An 18,786-nucleotide genomic window follows, 5' to 3' on the forward strand; every position below is an offset into this window, starting at 1 on the left:
GTCCGTTCTGCGGTGTGAGCTTTCACACCGCTTTTCGGCGTATTCGGGAAAGCAAAAACGGATCCAGAAGTGAGTGTGACGAAGAAGCTTTTTGTAAAAACCTATGGCTGTCAGATGAATGTTTATGACAGTCAGCGCATGCAGGATGTATTGGCGCCGCTGGGCTACCAGCCGGTCGACGACGCCGCAGGTGCGGATATGGTTATTCTCAATACCTGCCACATCCGCGAAAAGGCTTCTGAAAAGGTCTTTTCCGATCTGGGTCGTATCCGCAAACACAAAAAAGCCAAGGAAGCGAACGGAACGGACAAGATGATTGTCGCCGTTGCCGGTTGTGTTGCGCAGGCCGAAGGTGCCGAATTGATGCGTCGCGAGCCGATGGTTGATATGGTGTTCGGGCCGCAAACCTATCATCGTTTGCCGGAAATGGTGGCACGCGCCAATCGTGCCATCGGGCGTGATCGCATCATCGATACCGATTTCCCGGCGGAGGAAAAGTTCGATCATCTGCCCCAACAGGTTTCAAGGCAGGGCTATTCAGCTTTTCTGGCAATTCAGGAAGGATGCGATAAATTCTGCACCTTCTGTGTTGTGCCTTATACCCGCGGTGCGGAATATTCCCGTCCGGGCATGGATGTCGTTAATGAAGCCCGACAGCTTGTTGGCAAGGGCGCGCGCGAAATCACCCTTCTGGGGCAGAACGTCAATGCCTATCATGGCGAAGCCCCGAACGGTGGAGAGTGGACGCTTGGCCGTGTGTTACGCGAATTGTCCGAGATCGATGGACTGGATCGCATCCGTTACACCACCTCGCACCCGCGCGATGTTGATGATGATTTGATTGCAGCCCATCGTGACCTGCCAAAACTGATGCCGTTTCTGCATCTTCCCATTCAGGCGGGATCGGATCGTGTGTTGCAGGCGATGAACCGCAAACATGATGGCGCGTCTTATCGAGAAATCGTTGCTAAACTCAAAGATGCCTGCCCCGATCTTGCGTTGTCATCCGATTTCATCGTGGGTTTCCCCGGCGAATCCGACAAGGATTTTGAGGACACGATGCAGATGGTGCGTGATATTACCTTCATTCAGGCGTTCAGCTTTAAATACAGCCCACGTCCTGGCACCCCGGCATCGGCCATGGAATTGCAGGTTCCCGAACCGGTAAAGACCGAACGGATCATGCGTTTGCAGGCGCTTCTTGCCGAGCAGCAGCTGGAATTCAATCGAAACTGCCTTGGCCGGGAAATGGATGTCCTGCTGGAACGTTATGGCAAACTTGAGGGACAGCTTGTCGGAAAAAGCCCGTACATGCAGCCGGTACATGTTAGCGGTTTACCGGAATCCTCATTGGGACAAATAGTAAGGTTGAAAATCACCGAAGCGCTGCCTAATTCCCTTGGCGGTGAACTGGTCGATGCCCCGGTTCAAAACCGGGATTCTGAAAGGAAAATTGCGTGACTGCCACCTCAGCAAAGGCAAAAAACACGGCAAAAGCCAAGTCTTCGACCAAGGATACCGATCAGATCGAATTTGCAGATAATGCGCTTGCTCAGCTTTTATACGGGCCACAAGCCGAAAACCTGACTCGCCTTTCCGAAGGCACCGGTGTTCAGATTTCCAGTCGCGGGTCGGTCGTAACCCTTGCAGGGCAGGGTCCCAAAGTAGCCCAGGCCAAAAAGGTTCTGGGGCAGCTTTACGCGCGTCTGCGGGACAAGGAAATTGACCATGTCGATGTTGAAACGGTCGACGGTGCGATTCGACTGTCCGAACCTGATGAAGCCGATCCTTGGACCGGCCAGACCAAGGATATGTTTGGCGGATCGCGCCTGACCATCCAGACCAAGAAACGCCGGATTTCGCCGCGATCCAAACGCCAGAAGGATTATGTCGAGGCGATGCTTGATCACGAGCTGGTCTTTGGTATTGGTCCGGCCGGTACCGGGAAAACCTATCTGGCGGTCGCAATGGCGGTTCAGTCGCTTATTCAGGGGCAGGTTGACCGTATCGTTCTGTCACGTCCGGCGGTCGAGGCTGGCGAACGGCTTGGCTTCCTGCCCGGCGATCTGAAGGACAAGGTCGATCCTTATCTGCGCCCACTTTATGATGCGCTGCATGATACTCTTCCGGGCGATGTTGTTATCAAGCGCATGGAGAGCGGCGAGATTGAAGTCGCACCGCTTGCCTTCATGCGAGGCCGTACGCTTGCACATGCCTTTGTTATTCTGGACGAAGCGCAGAACACGACAGCCATGCAGATGAAAATGTTCCTGACCCGCCTTGGCGAAGGATCGCGGATGGTGGTGACAGGTGACCTGACACAGGTCGATTTGCCCGATGGTACCAAATCCGGCTTGCGGGATGCGCTTGAAACCATTGCGGATGTCAAAGGTGTTGCGACGATCAAGTTTGATCAACGCGATGTGGTTCGTCACGCACTGGTGACCAAGATTGTTCAGGCCTATGACGCAGCAGATGCCTTGCGCGACCGCCTGAAAAAAGGCTATCGCGGGATCAAGGACGAGGATCAGGGCGATGACCGCACAGCTTGATCTGGACCTTGATGTTGAAGCCGGCAATTGGGCCAAGACCGAGATTGATGCGATTGAAAACGCTGTGCGTGCGGCACTTGATGGCGCTGCGCGTGAGCGTGCGCTTTGGGAAGAAGATGCCGTTCCAACCGATGGAACATCCGACGAAGGAGATGGCGCATCACTTCTGAGCATTGCACCCGTGGTCGAAGTTGGTGTTCGGCTATCGGACGATGCATCGGTCCGGATATTGAACCGCGATTATCGCGGCAAGGACAACCCGACCAATGTTTTATCGTTCGCAGCACTTGAAAGTGCGGATGATGCGGCAGATTTCATGATGTCACCTGATATGCCCCTGATGCTGGGTGATATCGTCATTGCACGTGAAACATGCGAACGTGAAGCCTTTGAACAGAACAAGACACTGATAAATCATCTTGTTCATCTGACGGTGCATGGCACGCTGCATCTTGTCGGCTATGATCATATGGTTGATGATGAAGCCGAAGAGATGGAAGAACTTGAACGGCAAATTCTTGCCGCACTGGGGATTGATGATCCCTATGAACCGATCGAAGATCAAGATATCGAAACAGGACAATGAACGAGAATAGTCAGCGCGACGACGACCACGACAGTATGAGCCCTCGCCAAGGCGGGGATAATGGTCAGGATTCGGATAACGGGTCCTTATGGGGCAATGTCGCATCGGCATTGGGCCTTAAGCGCGGCAAAGCGCGAAACGGCGAAGCATCGCTTTCCGATACGCTTGAAGAGCTTGCCGAACGTAGTGAAGAAGATGATGAGCCCGTCTCGCTTCATGAACGGTCGCTTTTTGAAAATATCATCGCCCTTCGCGATATGACCGCCGAAGATGTGATGATCCCGCGCGCCGATATTGTAGCGGTCGAAAAAAGCATCACCCTCGACGAACTGGTCGAGGTGATGGTGAAAAAGGCACATTCCCGTCTGCCGGTTTATGGCGAGTCTATCGATGAAATCGTTGGTATGGTCCATATCAAGGATGTTTTGGGCTGCGTTGCGGCGGGCAAGGAATTCCAGCTGCAGACCCTGTTGCGCCGGGTGCTGTTCGTGTCGCCTGCGATCCGTGTCCTCGACCTGTTATCGGAAATGCGTCTGTCGCGGACGCATATGGCGCTGGTGGTTGACGAGTTTGGCGGTATCGATGGCCTGATCACCATCGAGGATCTGGTCGAGGAAATTGTCGGCGAAATTGACGACGAGCACGACATTGACCAGACACCTAAGCTGATCCGCCTTTCGGATGGCTGCTATATTGCCGATGCGCGTTACGAGGTCGAGGACCTGGAGGAAAAGCTGGGTTTTGGCCTGCTGGACGAGGATGAGGACGAAGATATCGATACGCTGGGTGGGTTGGTCTTTTCGCTGGCGGGGCGTGTTCCCGCGCGAGGCGAACTGATCGAGCATCCGACCGGTATCCAGTTCGAGGTTCTTGATGCCGATCCACGCCGTATCCGGCGCTTGCGCATTCACCTGATCCGCACGGAACCGGCAGTGATCAGTGACGAAAGTTCCAAACAGGGATCATCCAATGATTGATAGACTGGCGGTGCGTCTGGCCAACCTTACGGGTTGGCGCAGGCGTTTTTTGTGGCTGGTGTCCGGGGCGGTTGCGGTATTGGCGTTGCCGCCTTTCTTCTTTTTACCGGCCCTTCCGATAGCTTTTGCCGTGCTGCTTTGGTCGCTTGACGGCGTTAAATGCAACAAAGGCGCGCTTTCGGCGGGTTGGTGGTTCGGAACCGGACATTTTGCCGCCGGTTTTTACTGGGTCAGTCATGCCTTTCTGGTCGAGCCGGAAATCTATGGCTGGATGATCCCGTTTGTCTTGCTCGGACTGGGGGGCGGGCTTGCGATCTTTCCGATGGTTGCCGTTTGGGCGAGCTGGTGGCTGACGCGCGAAATTATCGGGCGTGCTGTGATGCTGGCAGCTTTGTGGGCGGTTGGTGAATTCCTTCGCGGCCATCTGATGACCGGTTTCCCCTGGAACCTGCTGGCCCATGTCTGGGCGGTCGATCCGGCTCCGATGCAATTTGCCTCAATCATCGGGGTTTATGGACTATCGGTGATCACGGGCCTCTTTGCGACTTTGCCTGCGACTTTCGTTGCAGGACGTGCCGGGCGATTGACAGCTTTTGCGGGCATCATGATTGCAGTGCTGTTGTGGGGTGGTGGTGCGCTTCGCCTTGCTCTCGTGGGACCAGCGGATGCCGAGGCTGCCGTTTCTGAAGATTTGCCTGTGGTGCAGGTCGTGCAGCCCAATATCCCGCAGCGTGAAAAGTGGGTACCGGAACTTCAGGATCAGCATTTTGCAAAACTGCTGCGACTGTCGCGTCGCCCCGCCGATATGGCGCCGGCCCGCAGACGTATCGTGATCTGGCCCGAAACTGCTGCGACATTTTTTGTCGAAGCCCAACCGGTACGCAGGTTGCAGATGGCATCGGTTCTCGGACCTGGTGATATTCTGGTTACCGGGGCTCCACGAACCTATCCGCGGGATACGGATGAATTCAAAGTTTGGAACGCGGTTCAGGTTCTCGACAGTACCGGTGAGATTGTTGCGAGTTTCGACAAGTTCCACCTCGTCCCATTTGGCGAGTACGTGCCGTTCCGCAACTGGATACCGATCCCGAAACTGACGGCAGGACGCACTGATTTCTCTTTTGGGCCGGGACCGCAGACACTTGATATTGCAGGTTTGCCGAGTTTCTCGCCCCTGATTTGTTATGAGGTGATCTTCCCGGGTGCGGTTATTGACGATGCCAATCAGCCCGACTGGTTGCTAAATGTGACCAATGATGGCTGGTTTGGCAAAAGTGCCGGCCCTTATCAGCATCTGGCAGCTGCACGGTTTCGCAGTGTCGAAGAAGGGCGTCCGATGGTTCGGGCGGCCTATACCGGTGTATCGGCAATGTATGATGCATATGGACGGGAACTGGCGACACTCCCCTTAAGTGGAGAGGGAGTCATGGTTCACCCCCTTTCGGGGGTGTATAACCATACCACGGTATATTATTTGTGGCGCGATATTCTATTTTACGGTATTGTAACCTTTCTAGCCGTTCTCGTTTTGGGATATAGTGGGTTTTTCAAATCCCTTAAAGCGGCTGTGTGAAGCACCGAACCGCTCCCTGATTGTCCCACCAAAAATAAGAGCGGGTAGGTCGGAGTGAGAGAAGGACAACACAAAATGTCGCCTAAGGATGAAAACACGATGGTCAAAAACACCCGTGGCAGAGGTCGGGGCCGGACCGCAAGTGGCAAGCCGAACCCGGTTGATATTCATGTTGGTGCACGCGTTCGACTGCGCAGAACGCTGCTTGGCATGAGCCAGGAGAAGCTTGGCGAGGCCATCGGCCTGACATTCCAGCAGGTTCAGAAATATGAACGCGGTGCAAACCGTGTTGGAGCGTCGCGCCTATATGATTTGTCGCGCGTTCTCGAAGTGCCGGTTTCATTCTTCTTTGATGACATGCCAGACGAGATTTCGTCGAAATCCGTGCACGAGCGTCGCGAAATGTCGGAAAGCCCGGATCCGTTCGATAACGATCCGATGAACCGTCGCGAAACGCTTGAGCTGGTGCGGGCATATTATCGGATTACTGATCCGACGCAGCGTAAACGTGTTTTCGAGCTGGTCAAATCAATGGGCATTCTTGTTGCAGACAACGAAAACGCAAAATAGAAAACTCGGAACTATCAATTTGAAAAGCGCATTTGTGGCTTCAGGCCCGATGCGCTTTTTTGCCTTTGTTAAGACCATTTTGATCCTCGAAATTCAATTGGTGCGTTACGCTTATGCACCGATCTTTCTTGACCTGAAAATGTCATTGAGGCAAAACCGCAGTTCGGCGATATGCCTAATCGAATACGTGGACGGATTTGGACCGCTTGCCACCACGCAAAAAAAGGCTAAGTGGGCGCAATTGGTACAGGTCTGTATCGATGCCCTCCGGTCCAGTTTATGGAACTCCTTTTTTCACCGGAGAAGGTTTATATGTCTCTTTCCGAATATCTTTTTACCAGTGAGTCCGTTTCTGAAGGCCATCCGGATAAGGTTTGCGACCGCATTTCCGATTCCATTGTTGACGCGTTTCTTGCTGCTGATGAAGATTCGCGCGTTGCCGTAGAGACTCTGGCAACTACCAATCGTGTCGTTCTGGCTGGCGAAGTTCGCGGTCCTGAAAGCGTTTCCAAGGAAGTGATGGTCGAAGCTGCACGCGAAGCCATTCGCGCCATCGGTTATGAGCAGGAAGGTTTCCATTGGAAAACGGCCGAAATCGAGTGCCACGTCCACGAACAGTCTGCCGATATTGCCCAAGGTGTTGATTCCGCTGGTGAGAAAGACCTTGGCGCTGGCGACCAAGGCATTATGTTCGGTTACGCTTGTGACGAAACGGACGAACTGATGCCGGCACCGATCCAGTTCTCGCACCGTATCCTGCGCAAAATGGCCGAAGATCGTCATTCCGGTAAATCTGCCGAGTTCGGTCCGGACGCCAAAAGTCAGGTTACCCTGCGTTATATCGATGGCAAGCCGGTCGGTGCGACCTCGGTTGTGGTTTCGACCCAGCATGCTGATGGCCTGAGCCAGGCTGATGTCCGTTCGCTGGTCATGCCCTATATTGAGACGATCCTGCCGGAAGGCTGGATGCCGCCGGAAGACGAGATTTACATCAACCCGACAGGCCGTTTTGTTATCGGTGGTCCCGATGGCGACGCCGGCCTGACTGGTCGTAAAATCATCGTTGATACCTATGGTGGCGCGGCACCTCATGGTGGTGGTGCGTTTTCGGGTAAAGATCCGACCAAGGTTGACCGTTCAGCAGCCTATGCAGCGCGTTACCTTGCGAAAAACGTGGTTGCTGCCGGCCTTGCCGAACGCTGCACCATTCAGGTTGCCTATGCGATCGGTGTTTCCAAGCCGCTGGCGCTTTATGTCAACAACCATGGCACCGGCAATGTGGACGAAATCAAACTGGGTAGTGTTTTGCGCCAGTTGATGGATCTCAGCCCGCGGGGCATTCGCGAACATCTTTCGCTTTGTCGTCCGATCTATACCCCGACCTCTGCCTATGGCCACTTTGGTCGTCAGGCAGAAGAAGACGGTCGTTTCTCTTGGGAGCGCACCGATCTGGTTGGTGAACTGAAATCGGCATTCGGTGCCTGATTGGCAGAAAAGACAAAGCACGATTTGCCAAAATCGTGTGACGTGATATGAGGCGGGCGGCCCCGATACAAATCCGGGGTCGCCCGTTTGATTTTCAGCCATTTTTCGAACCCGTCCTGACAGATAAGACAATGCGCAACAGCAATCGCCCGTTACCGACCCCGGACCGCCCGAATTTTTATGGCCGTCGCGGCAGCCGCCCGCTCAAAGATTCTCGCCGGGCACTGGTTGACGAGTTGCTTCCGAAAATCGGGATTACCTATCCAGATCAGGCCGGTGTCGATCCGAACGACTATTTCGGGGAAAAGCATGATCAGCTTTGGCTCGAGATTGGCTTTGGCGGTGGCGAACATTTGGCTGGTCAGGCCCAGGCCAACCCGCAGATCGGGATTATCGGGGCTGAGCCGTTTATGGACGGGGTTGGCAGCCTCCTGCGTCATATCGACGAGCGTGGTCTAAGCAATGTCCGGATCATTGCTGACGATTCCCGCCCCCTGCTTTACAAGCTGGTTGACGCCTGCTTTGACCGTGCATTCTTGCTGTTTCCGGATCCATGGCCGAAGAAACGCCATGCGGAACGCCGGTTTATTGGTCCCAAGAATCTTGCATTGCTGGCGCGTCTCCTGAAAGACGGCGCGGAGTTCCGGGTTGCCAGTGACGACATGCAATATATTTCCTGGACCCTGCAGCATATGCACAATCATCGGGATTTCGAGTGGCTTGCCGAGAGTCCGGAAGACTGGCGCAACCCGCCTGCCGACTGGGTTAAAACCCGGTATGAACAAAAAGCGCTACGCCAGGGTAAAAAATGCAATTATTTGCGGTTCCGGCGTAAAAACCGCTCTTGACCGTCTGATGCAGAAGTTCTGGCTAGCCCGTGCAAAAGTTTCTCCTTTTGCACGGGTTTCTTTTGGGTGAACAACATCACCACATAATTTCAATAAGTTGAAATTTTAATTGAGAATGATTGTCATGTGCGATATTTATGTTGTTCCGCTGATATGACGCCGCCGCAAGCTGCTTGTGCCAAATACCTGCATCAAGCTCTACGCGGATAATTCCAAAGGTCCGAGCCGTGACGCACTGGGATGTCAACATACTATTCCGTACCTATCGGTCCCGACTGCTGCATTTTGTGCAGCGGCGGAAACTTTCGTGGCATATGGCCGACGATATCGTGCAGGACACGTTCCTTCGGGTTGTAGCCACGCCATCGTTGCCTGATCCGCAATTTGCCCAGTCCTATCTGTTCAGGACAGCGCAGAATCTGGTGATTGATCATTTCCGGCGGGAACGGATACTGACCTTCGTTCAGGAACCTGACAAAGCATTTGAATTCGTTGCCGATGACGCCCCTTCTCCTGAACAGATCGCATGGTCACGACAGGAATTACGACAGTTGCAGGCATCGCTGAATGCTTTGCCAAAAAACCTTCGGACCGTTTTCATTCTCGCCCGACTTGAAGGTAAGACCTATGGTGAAATTGGCGAGCAACTTGGGATTCCGACGCAAACCGCCTTTAGCCGAATGGTCCGCGCTCTGACACTTGTCAAAGAGGCAATGGATAAATCGGAAAAAAATTGAATGTCGGATCAGAAATATGCGCATCAGGTTCGTCCCAATAGTCGGGGTGTTTGTGTGATGCGCGCAAAGACCATCTGATCAATGAAGCATGGAATCCGGCATTCATGGCTATGACAGGTGAAAATCACGCCGCAAATCTGCCCGATACTGTATCGGAACAGGCGATCTATTGGTTTGCCCTGTTGCTTGATGGCAGTGAAACCGAAGAAGACCGTCGGGCGTTTGCTCGCTGGCTCGATGCCGATCCGGCGCATCTTGAGGCTTTTGCCGATATCGAAAGGCTTTGGAGCGGCAGCACCAGCCTTAATCTATCAACTGACAACAAGGTCGGCCGACGCGCCTTTATGACGGGAACGGCAGCAGCGGTCGTTATCGGTGCGGGTTGGGTATTCGCTCCGCATCATCCTTTTGCCGATATACGGACTGCGACCGGTGAACGGCATCGTTTTTCCCTTCCCGGTGATGTGGAGGCCGAACTTGCAAGCGACACCGTGATGTCCTATGTCGCGCGTGATGGGGTAAACGGTGTCGAACTTCATCGCGGCGAAGCGTGGTTCAATCATTTGGCAACCGGCAGCGACTTTTTTGTTGCGGCTACCAATGGCACAAGCTGGTCGCGGGGGGGGAGGCTCGACGTGGCTGTTTATGACGGGGATGTCACAGTAATCGCCGAGCAAAATCCGTTGACTGTTCGTTTGGGGAGCGCGCAAACGCAATTGGCCGCGGGAAATGCCGTGCGGTATAGCGACTTGCAAATCGGGAGACCTTACGAGGTTGATATTTCGACAGAGTTGGCCTGGCGGAACGGCCAGCTTGTCTTTATGGGGCAGCCTCTTGGGGAAGTCGTTCGTGTTCTGCAGCGCTGGCAGAACGGCAAGATCATGATCATCGGCGAAGAACTCAAATCCCGCCCGGTAACCCTTGTGGTCGACCTTGAACGGTCAAAGGATGTTCTGCCGGTTCTGGCCAGTGTCCTTTCGATCAGTGTGCATCGGTTTACAGATTACCTGACTATCATTCGCGCCGCCTGACCCTCTCAAAATTCAAGATCACCAATCAATGTCACTCTTCGGTTCGGTCGGAACAACTTGATAATAAAAATTATTATCAAAAAAATGCATTGAATATCAGATATCTGAATTTCAGCTTCGTCTAACTGGGTAACGAAACAACGAATGCGACGCAATCTCATGAATATGCATTCGTGACTCAGGAGACAAAAAGAATGCTCTCGGACGGGGTGGGTCGCATTGTCGGCACCAACAAAGTAACTCTCAAATCCAGGACATCTTTGGGGGATGTTCGCACAATCGCCTTCTCAGCACTTGGCAGTAGCATGATTGCTTTGATGCCGCTTGCCGTGGGTGCTCAACCCCTAATGCCACAGCAGGTCAGCAAAACTGAAATTGCGCAAGCCGCAACGGGGGCTGCGACCCTGTCAAATGATGTGTATTCATTTGACATCGCTGCACAGCCTCTTACCCCGGCGCTGGTCTATTTCTCGCGTGCGTCAGGCGTGGATGTGGCGGTTGACGGAACGCTGCCTGACGGGGTGCAAAGTGTCGCCGTACAGGGCGACATGACTGCCGGTGCGGCTCTTGATCGTATGTTGTCGCAAAGTGGCCTGATCTGGAATGCTATCAACTCGACAGCCATTTCTGTAATTGATCCCAGTCAGATAGATGCTGAGAACGCTTCGATCACTACGGCACCAGTCACTGTAACGGCAGCCAAAAGGGCACAAGGTCCCAATGGAGTGCCAGACGAAGTGTATGAAACGCTAGGGTCGGTAGCGGTGATTACGCAGGAAAGTATGCGTAAAGTTCCGGCTCGAGACGCCCGGGATATCTTTAACAATGTTGCTGGTGTCGATATTGCCAATGACGGCCGCGACCCGGGTTTGACCGTCAATGTACGTGGTCAGCAGGAAATGGGGCGCGTAAACGTCAATATCGACGGTGCGCGCCAAAACTATAACCAGATGACCCATGGTACGTCCTCGCGCGTGTATCTTGACACCGCCTTGCTGGCCGAAGTCGAGGTTGAAAAGACTAACCTGAACCAAAACGGCGGTGCGGGTACGACTGCCGGTATCGTGACAATGCGGACTCTGAATACGCAGGATATCCTTGATGACAACGAGGATTGGGGCGGTAAGGTCAATGTCAGTCACGGGACAAACGCATATGAATTTGCCGGTGACGCCGCTGCAGGCGTAAGGGTTTCACCCAAGCTTGATATGTCTGCCGCAATTAGCCGCAAGGTTATTGGTGACTACCGTGCGGGCACGCACAATCCAGGCCTGTTTGCGACAGCAAATGGAACTTACTATGACAGGGATTCTTCGCGGCCAGAATACACTTTCTTACGTCAGACATCGGGGCTTGCAAAAGCAAACTTTTACCTGACGGAAGACCAGGAAATCAATCTCGGCTATGTCGGGACAAAAACCAACTATACAAAAACGAATGATATCACGAACAATTTGCCTGACCTGAATGAGACCAAAACACATACGCTGACAGCCAAGCATAACTGGAACCCGTCAAGCGATCTGGTTGATCTTGATACCAACCTTTACTGGACCCGGACCGAGAGCAATCAATACCGTCCGGCAAGATATAACGCCGGCGGTTCGATCAGTCAGAATCCCTATGATACGGATTACAAGCTTGATACCACTGGTCTTGACTTGGCCAACAGCAGCAAACTGTCACTTGGTTCCCTTGCCGACGGTTTGAGTACGTTGCAGTTTGATTATGGAACTGAGGTCTTCCACGATAAGGCCAAAACAACGTCTGAAGTCGAAGATTTGGGTGGTTCTGGCGCAGCCTATCAGGCAGAGGGCACGACGCCTGGCGGAGAGCGCGATGTATATGGCGGATATGTGACGGCAACATACGGCTGGAATGACCTTTTCCGGGTCAATGGCGGTCTTAGGTATGACCGGTTCAAGCTGGCCGGTGACTCTTACTGGTGTGAAGCTCTGCCTGTGTTTGCGACTTCTCATCAATGCGGGACTGGCAACGATGTGCCGCTTGATATCGATCTTGTTCAGGATAAGTTTTCGCCATCGTTTGGCGCAAGTATTACCCCGGTTACAGGCATACAGCTATATGCCAACTACCGGCAAAACTTCCGTGCACCAACAATCATGGAAACCATGTTCAAGGGTAGCCACATTGGTGATCAGGCCGTTGCGTATTTTGCCAATGCCAATTTGAAAGCCGAAGAAACCGAAACAAACGAAGTCGGCGTCAACTTCAAGTTTGATGATGTCGTTCAGCAAGGCGACGGGTTCCGCGCGAAGCTCTCATATTATCGCACAACGATTGAAAACTATACGACCGTTGCCTTTGTGCCACAGCCTTCAATGCCGTCACCGTCTTGGCCTGCTGTGGGTGCTGGGATGGTCAACTTGACGGACCCTGTATACATCACCGGTACGGAGCTGGAGGCATTTTATGACGCTGGCGAATACTATATCGGTGGAACCTTGACCACCTCAGATATGGATCTTCAGGGCGACTACAATCAGTTCATTCTCGACACGACTTACTCCGCCTCAGCACTTGCTGCATCCGATTTCGGAACGTCTGCGGGTCTGTTTGGCATCTATGCAACTCCCAAACGCAAATACACCCTTGATGGCGGATTTCGCCTGCTAAATCAGGATCTTGTATTGGGTATGCGAGCAACCTTCGTCTATCCAGAAGATAACTATGGCTCTCAGATTGGGTCTGTAAGTTTGTCCAATATTGCGGGTGAGTATTTCAAATACCGTGTTTTTGACTTCTACAGTTCTTATGAAATCAATGATGCGCTGCAAGTACGGTTTGCCGTCAATAACCTGCTTGATGAAGCTTATGTTCAAGGCACAGGGGGGACTTATGCGCCAGCACCCGGACGAACCGGCATCATAACGATTAGCGGCAACTTCTAGGTTGCTTCAAAGGCTAAATCTGAAAAGCCGGTCAGGCCGAAAGTCTGACCGGGATAGTCTGCGATTGCCTAGTTAACATATTGTTTTATATATATTTTCTCGTTGACTCTTTTTGCGAATAAGAGTCAACTTCATATCATCGCTTCAATGGTTGGGGCGATCAAACAAAGGAGATGCCAAGATGGCTATTTCGATTGACCTGAATGCTGACGGTTCTGGTAACGGTGTTGACCTGCAGGGTCTTTTGGCCGATTTCGATGCCAATTTTTCCAAAGGTTCCTTTAACTGGGGACAGTTCCTCAATGGCGGGTTCTTTGACGGTCCGCAATATTATCTGAGCGATGAAGACAGCTCTTCAAGCTACACTGACGGGTTCCTGGCAACCACGGGAAGTGGTGACGAGTTCTCCTATGATATCGGCACCCATCAGATCGTCGGCAACCTTGATGCGCTCTCATTTGGTGAGACCCTCGTTCAGGATGGTAATGGCGATTATTACTTGAGTGATTCGGCAGCTGACATTTCCGGCCTCAACCTGAGCAACGCTGATACGGGAACTGTTTTGACTGCACTCTATAGCGGCGACAGTTCCGAACTGCAGTCTGTCTTTGCATCCCAAGGTGTTGCAATCAACGGCAGCACCGGCAATGACACCATTGGTGGTTGGGCTGGCGACGATGTCCTGACCGGTAATGGCGGTGCGGATACTTTCGAATTCGACACTTCGGGCAATTTCGGTGACGACACCGTTACCGATTTTACCGATGGCACCGATCTTCTTGATATCGATTTCAACTCGGTAACGGTTGCTTCGGCCAACGGCGGTGCAGATACCCTGATCACCCATGCCAATGGCACCATCACCCTGACCGGTGTTGATTTCAACGATATCGACGCGACCGACTTCGTTTAACGAAGACGGCTCGCTCCGCAAGCTGCGGAACGAGCACAAGGTCTTTCAATGCAGGGCACCGCGTAACAGCGGTGCCCACCTCATCCTATCTTTTTCTTCTCCGGAATGGAAACAGCGTGTTTGAACAGGTCCATTCGCATCATTTGCGCAAATCGCCCGTATCCTCGCCGCTGGCGGCCGCCATTCGATCCTTGCGTGGCGCGTTCCTGTCGGTCGCAGCACTTAGCGGTGTGTCAAATATCCTGATGCTGACCGGGCCGCTTTTCATGCTGCAGGTTTATGACCGGGTTCTGGCGAGCCGTAGTGTGCCGACGCTGGTTGCGCTCGTGGTTTTGATGCTGGCGCTGTATCTGTTTCTGGGCACTGTCGATGCGCTTCGGGCGCGTATGCTGGTGCGGATCGGCTGGCGGGTGGATGAGCAGGTCGGACCGCTGGCGCTGGCAACCACTCTTGATCAGGTGCTGCGAAATGATAACGCAGCCGTAAGACCGCTTAACGATCTTGATCAGATTCGCCAGTTTCTGGGCGGCGCCGGGCCCATCGCGATTTGTGATATGCCATGGATGCCGCTGTTTCTGGGCATCGTTTTTGTTTTTCATCCCTGGCTTGGTTTTTTGGCCCTCGTTGGCGGTATCCTCCTTGTGATCCTGACGCTGATCAGCGAGCTTGCCACCCGGAAGCAGGTTGAACGCATGAACCGTCAGGCCGTTTCACGGGCCAGTCTGGTCGAAGCTGGTCGCCGCAACGCCGAAGCCATTCGCGCCATGGGAATGCAGGGAACGTTCAATGCCTGTTGGGCGCGGTTGAATGACCGTTATCTGCGCGACAATACCGGTGTCGGCGACGTCAACTCGACCTTCTCGGCCTATATCAAGGTTATTCGCCTTGCGATGCAGTCCGGTGTTCTGGCACTTGGTGCCTATCTGGCGATCCTGCAGGAAGTAACACCGGGTGTGATGGTTGCCGCATCAATCCTGACGGCTCGGGCATTGTCCCCGGTCGAACAGGCGATTGGCAATTGGCGCGGATTTGTTGGTGCACGTCAATCGCGCCATCGTCTTGAACGCTGTTTTGCCGATACACAAAAAACGTCTGAACGCCTCGAACTGCCTGCCCCGCAAAAAAGCCTGCTGGTTTCCAATCTGATCGTTCGGGCCCCTGCAACGCGGGCGGAAGGCAAACCGATGGCCCCTGGCCGGGTGTTGTTGCGCATCAGTGACGTGACCCTGAAAGCAGGTGACGGGCTTGGCATTATCGGACCCAGCGGATCGGGGAAATCGACATTCGGTCGCGCGCTGGTCGGGATCGGAACGATCCAGAACGGTACCATTCGTCTGGACGGGGCGGAGCTTGATCACTGGGAACCGGACCGGCTGGGTACGCATATCGGCTATCTGCCGCAGGATGTTGATCTGTTTGATGATACCGTCGCGCGCAATATCGCAAGGCTGCGCCATGACGCGGACCCGGTGGCGATCATTAAGGCCGCGCAATCGGCCGGGGTGCATGACATGATCCTGTCCCTGCCCAAGGGATACGACACGCTGGTCGGAAGTGGCGGTGTGGTTTTATCGGGCGGGCAAAGGCAACGGATCGGATTGGCACGTGCCCTGTTCGGTGATCCGTTCCTGATTGTGCTTGATGAACCCAATTCCAGCCTCGATAGCGCCGGGGAACAGGCCCTGATCGAAGCAGTCCGTCTGGCCCGGAAACGCGGGGCGATTGTCATCATGATCGCCCATCGCCCCAGCGCCCTTGCAACGGTCAATTTGGCGATGGTCATTCAGGACGGACGACAGGTTGCGTTTGGGGCGCGTGACGACATTCTGCGCAAAACCATGCGCCAGGTTGGAGAAAGCGCATGACCAGAAAACCGTCACCCACATCGTCGAAAACCACCTTGGACCTCAGTCCTGCGCTGCAAAGTTTACGCCGCCATACCCTGTTTGGTGTGACGGTCGTTTTGGCGCTATTCATCGGTTTGGGAAGCTGGATGGCGATGGCAAGTCTCTCCGGGGCGGTGGTTGCGTCCGGCAAGCTGGTTGTGGAAAGCAATGTAAAGGATGTGCAGCATCCTGACGGCGGCATTGTCGGCGAAATCCACGTACGTGACGGTGATCGAGTACAAGCTGGTGACCTTCTGATTCGGCTGGATGATACGATGGCGCGTGCAAGCCTCGGTATTGTAGACAGTCAGATTGATGCCTTGCGGGCGCGCAAGATGCGCTTGATTGCCGAACGGAACGATGCTGAAACCATTACTGTGCCTGATACGTTCATGTCACGGATGAAGGACACGACAGTTACCGAACTGGTCGCGGCCGAAACAAAGCTTTTCGAAGCACGGCGCAGAAGCCTTGAAGGCGAAAAAGCGCAGCTTCAGCAGAAACTGTTGCAACTTTCGGAAACGATTGTTGGGCTTGAGGCGCAGAAAACTGCAAACGAAGAAGAAAGCCGTCATATTCGCGACGAGCTTGCAGGTCTTGAAATGCTTTATAAAAAGCAACTCGTGCCGATTACCCGTGTGGCGGCATTACGCCGTGAACGTGCCAGTCTGGGCGGTAAGCACGGAGAGCTGATGGCACAGATTGCCGCGACCGGCATGCAAATCTCGGAAACCGAAATGTCGATCCTGCAGCTTGACCGGGACCGTCAAACTGACGTTTTGACTGAACTGGGCGACATTGATCAGCAATTGGCAGAATTGATGCAAAAACAGGTTGCCTTGCGTGACCAGCTGCGTCGTATCGATATTCGCGCGCCTTATGGGGGAACGATTTATCAGATGGCGATACATACTGTTGGCGGTGTGGTTGCAGCCGGGGATCGGATCATGGGTATTGTCCCCGATCAGGATGAACTGGTAATCGAAGCTCGGACCAGCCCAAACGACATTGATCAGGTTCATTTTGGACAAAAGGCGATGCTGCGTTTTACCGCTTTTAACCAGCGTACCACGCCGGAGCTTTCCGGAACGGTTTCTTTTGTGGCAGCGGATTTGTCACGCGATGAACTGACCGGGGAGACCTACTACAATGTTCGGGTAAAAATTGTATCTGGTGAGATGAAGAAACTTGATGGTCAAGGTTTGATGCCCGGTATGCCGGTTGAAACCTTCATTGCGACGGGGGATCGCACCGCACTCAGTTATCTTGCCAAACCGCTAACCGATCAGTTTGCCCGTGCATTCCGTGAAGAATAATTTGCCATCTGTTTCGGATATCGAACACCCCGGATCGTTTCTGGTTTAATGGGCTGCTGAGTTATGCGGCATTTGCGGACAGGGACGAAAGGTGATCGGTATGACTTTGGATGTAACGGCAGACGGCGCAGTGAAAACCCGCCTTCAGACCCTTAAACAGGCAACAACCGGCGACCATCAGCATATCGACGACATGGTGATGGAAATGGCGCCGTTCGAAAGCCGCGATAACTATGCCCGGTTTGTTGGGATGCAGTATGTGTTTCACCGCGCTGTAAAACCACTTTATGACGCGAGTGACCTGAATGACCTGATATCCGGCCTTTCGGCACGCAGTCGGTTTAATGATGTCTGTGCAGATCTTGCAGATCTGCAATGCAGTTTACCGGAAAATGGTATTCCATCCTCTGTCCCGAAAACCGGAATGGCCCGTCTGGGATGGTTATATGTTTGTGAAGGTTCGTCGCTTGGGGCTGCCTTCTTGCTCAAAGCAGCCGGAAATATCGGGCTGGATACCGGGTTTGGTGCCCGTCATCTGGCTGGACATGAAGATGGTCGCGGCAAGCATTGGCGCGAATTTGTTGATCAGGTCAATGGCTTGGCGTTAAGTGCGGAACAGGAACAGGAAGTGATTGATGGTGCGATTGCTGCCTTTGACTTTTTCCGGACACTTTTGATCGAAGATCGCAAGCTGGCTGCATAGGCGCAAATCCCTTGGTTGAAAGGCTTGCGGGGTCAGGATCGTGACTTGATTTCTGGCAAAACCGGCTGTATAAAGCCGCCAAGCTTTTTGTAAATTCTGACAAAGAGTGGGCCCTCCGCCCGCTCTTTTGTGCTTTTTGGGGTATGGCATCGCTATATGGCTGAGCTGATCGGACAACAGTTGAAAGACCCGCTGATGATGCGGATCACGGAGATTATCGAACCGTCGATCAACGCGCTGGGTTTCGAACTGGTACGTGTCTCCATGATGGGCAAGGACAGCAATGTCCTGCAGATCATGGCGGATCGTGCGGATGGCAACGGCAGCATCAATGTCGAGGATTGCGCCGAAATCAGCCGTACCGTTTCTGCCCTGATGGATGTTGAGGACCCGATTTCAGGGGCTTATCACCTTGAAGTCAGTTCGCCGGGTATTGACCGCCCGCTGACCCGTGCCAAGGACTTTGATGTCTGGCGCGGGTTCGAGGCAAAGGTCGAACTGGTGATGGCCCAGAATGGCCGTCGCCGTTTCAGCGGAAAGCTGGATGGAATCGAAGATGATGCGGTCGCCTTGATTGTCGATGGCGAACGTGAATTGTTGCCGTTGGCCGATATCGCCAAATCGAAATTGGTGCTGACGGATGAATTGATCGCGCATGTCACCGGCAAGGGCCGGTCTGACGATAACGCAGAATAGA

At 53.5% G+C, this 18,786-nt stretch carries 16 protein-coding genes; all 16 read left to right on the top strand.

The window, feature by feature from the left end:
• Positions 1-75 precede the first annotated feature (75 nt).
• A complete protein-coding gene (gene miaB, locus R1T41_RS08030) occupies positions 76-1,461 on the top strand; it encodes a tRNA (N6-isopentenyl adenosine(37)-C2)-methylthiotransferase MiaB (protein ID WP_317341571.1) in 1,386 nt (461 codons plus the stop codon).
• Positions 1,458-2,552: a PhoH family protein gene (locus R1T41_RS08035; protein ID WP_317341119.1), complete on the top strand. Its 1,095-nt coding sequence runs from the start codon at positions 1,458-1,460 to the stop codon at positions 2,550-2,552. The genes miaB and R1T41_RS08035 overlap by 4 nt, the downstream gene beginning before the upstream one ends.
• Positions 2,536-3,138: an rRNA maturation RNase YbeY gene (gene ybeY / locus R1T41_RS08040; RefSeq protein WP_317341121.1), complete on the top strand. Its 603-nt coding sequence runs from the start codon at positions 2,536-2,538 to the stop codon at positions 3,136-3,138. Before R1T41_RS08035 ends, ybeY begins: the two co-directional genes overlap by 17 nt.
• A 35-nt stretch (positions 3,139-3,173) precedes the next feature.
• Positions 3,174-4,115, top strand: a complete 942-nt coding sequence (locus R1T41_RS08045; protein WP_297015549.1) for a hemolysin family protein — start codon at positions 3,174-3,176, stop codon at positions 4,113-4,115.
• Positions 4,108-5,688, top strand: coding sequence for an apolipoprotein N-acyltransferase (gene lnt / locus R1T41_RS08050; RefSeq protein WP_317341123.1), 1,581 nt, complete (start codon positions 4,108-4,110; stop codon positions 5,686-5,688). The genes R1T41_RS08045 and lnt overlap by 8 nt, the downstream gene beginning before the upstream one ends.
• Before the next feature lie 75 nt (positions 5,689-5,763).
• Positions 5,764-6,258: a helix-turn-helix domain-containing protein gene (locus tag R1T41_RS08055; RefSeq protein WP_385969967.1), complete on the top strand. Its 495-nt coding sequence runs from the start codon at positions 5,764-5,766 to the stop codon at positions 6,256-6,258.
• Positions 6,259-6,570: 312 nt separating this feature from the next.
• On the top strand, positions 6,571-7,743 hold the full coding sequence (gene metK / locus R1T41_RS08060; protein ID WP_317341126.1) for a methionine adenosyltransferase: 1,173 nt from the start codon (positions 6,571-6,573) through the stop codon (positions 7,741-7,743).
• 131 nt (positions 7,744-7,874) lie between these two features.
• Entirely contained in the window at positions 7,875-8,591 is a 717-nt protein-coding gene (gene trmB, locus R1T41_RS08065; RefSeq protein ID WP_062949904.1) for a tRNA (guanosine(46)-N7)-methyltransferase TrmB, read from the top strand.
• 227 nt (positions 8,592-8,818) lie between these two features.
• Complete coding sequence (locus R1T41_RS08070; protein ID WP_231886991.1) at positions 8,819-9,328, top strand: RNA polymerase sigma factor; 510 nt, start codon at positions 8,819-8,821, stop codon at positions 9,326-9,328.
• A gap of 104 nt (positions 9,329-9,432) precedes the next feature.
• Complete coding sequence (locus R1T41_RS08075) at positions 9,433-10,359, top strand: FecR family protein (RefSeq protein ID WP_317341129.1); 927 nt, start codon at positions 9,433-9,435, stop codon at positions 10,357-10,359.
• 194 nt (positions 10,360-10,553) lie between these two features.
• Positions 10,554-13,271 carry a TonB-dependent receptor gene (locus tag R1T41_RS08080; RefSeq protein WP_317341131.1) on the top strand — a complete coding sequence of 906 codons (2,718 nt, stop codon included), beginning with the start codon at positions 10,554-10,556 and terminating at the stop codon, positions 13,269-13,271.
• A 181-nt stretch (positions 13,272-13,452) separates the two neighbouring features.
• Positions 13,453-14,184, top strand: a complete 732-nt coding sequence (locus R1T41_RS08085; RefSeq protein WP_317341133.1) for a calcium-binding protein — start codon at positions 13,453-13,455, stop codon at positions 14,182-14,184.
• Positions 14,185-14,300: 116 nt separating this feature from the next.
• On the top strand, positions 14,301-16,049 hold the full coding sequence (locus R1T41_RS08090) for a type I secretion system permease/ATPase (protein WP_317341135.1): 1,749 nt from the start codon (positions 14,301-14,303) through the stop codon (positions 16,047-16,049).
• On the top strand, positions 16,046-17,386 hold the full coding sequence (locus R1T41_RS08095) for an HlyD family type I secretion periplasmic adaptor subunit (protein WP_317341137.1): 1,341 nt from the start codon (positions 16,046-16,048) through the stop codon (positions 17,384-17,386). Before R1T41_RS08090 ends, R1T41_RS08095 begins: the two co-directional genes overlap by 4 nt.
• A gap of 100 nt (positions 17,387-17,486) precedes the next feature.
• Entirely contained in the window at positions 17,487-18,089 is a 603-nt protein-coding gene (locus R1T41_RS08100) for a biliverdin-producing heme oxygenase (protein ID WP_317341139.1), read from the top strand.
• Between the two features lie 156 nt (positions 18,090-18,245).
• Positions 18,246-18,785, top strand: coding sequence for a ribosome maturation factor RimP (gene rimP / locus R1T41_RS08105; RefSeq protein WP_082832784.1), 540 nt, complete (start codon positions 18,246-18,248; stop codon positions 18,783-18,785).
• The last annotated feature ends 1 nt before the right edge of the window (position 18,786 follow it).

Origin of the sequence: Thalassospira lucentensis, from assembly GCF_032921865.1 — a bacterium.
Taxonomy (GTDB): Bacteria; Pseudomonadota; Alphaproteobacteria; order Rhodospirillales; family Thalassospiraceae; genus Thalassospira; species Thalassospira lucentensis_A.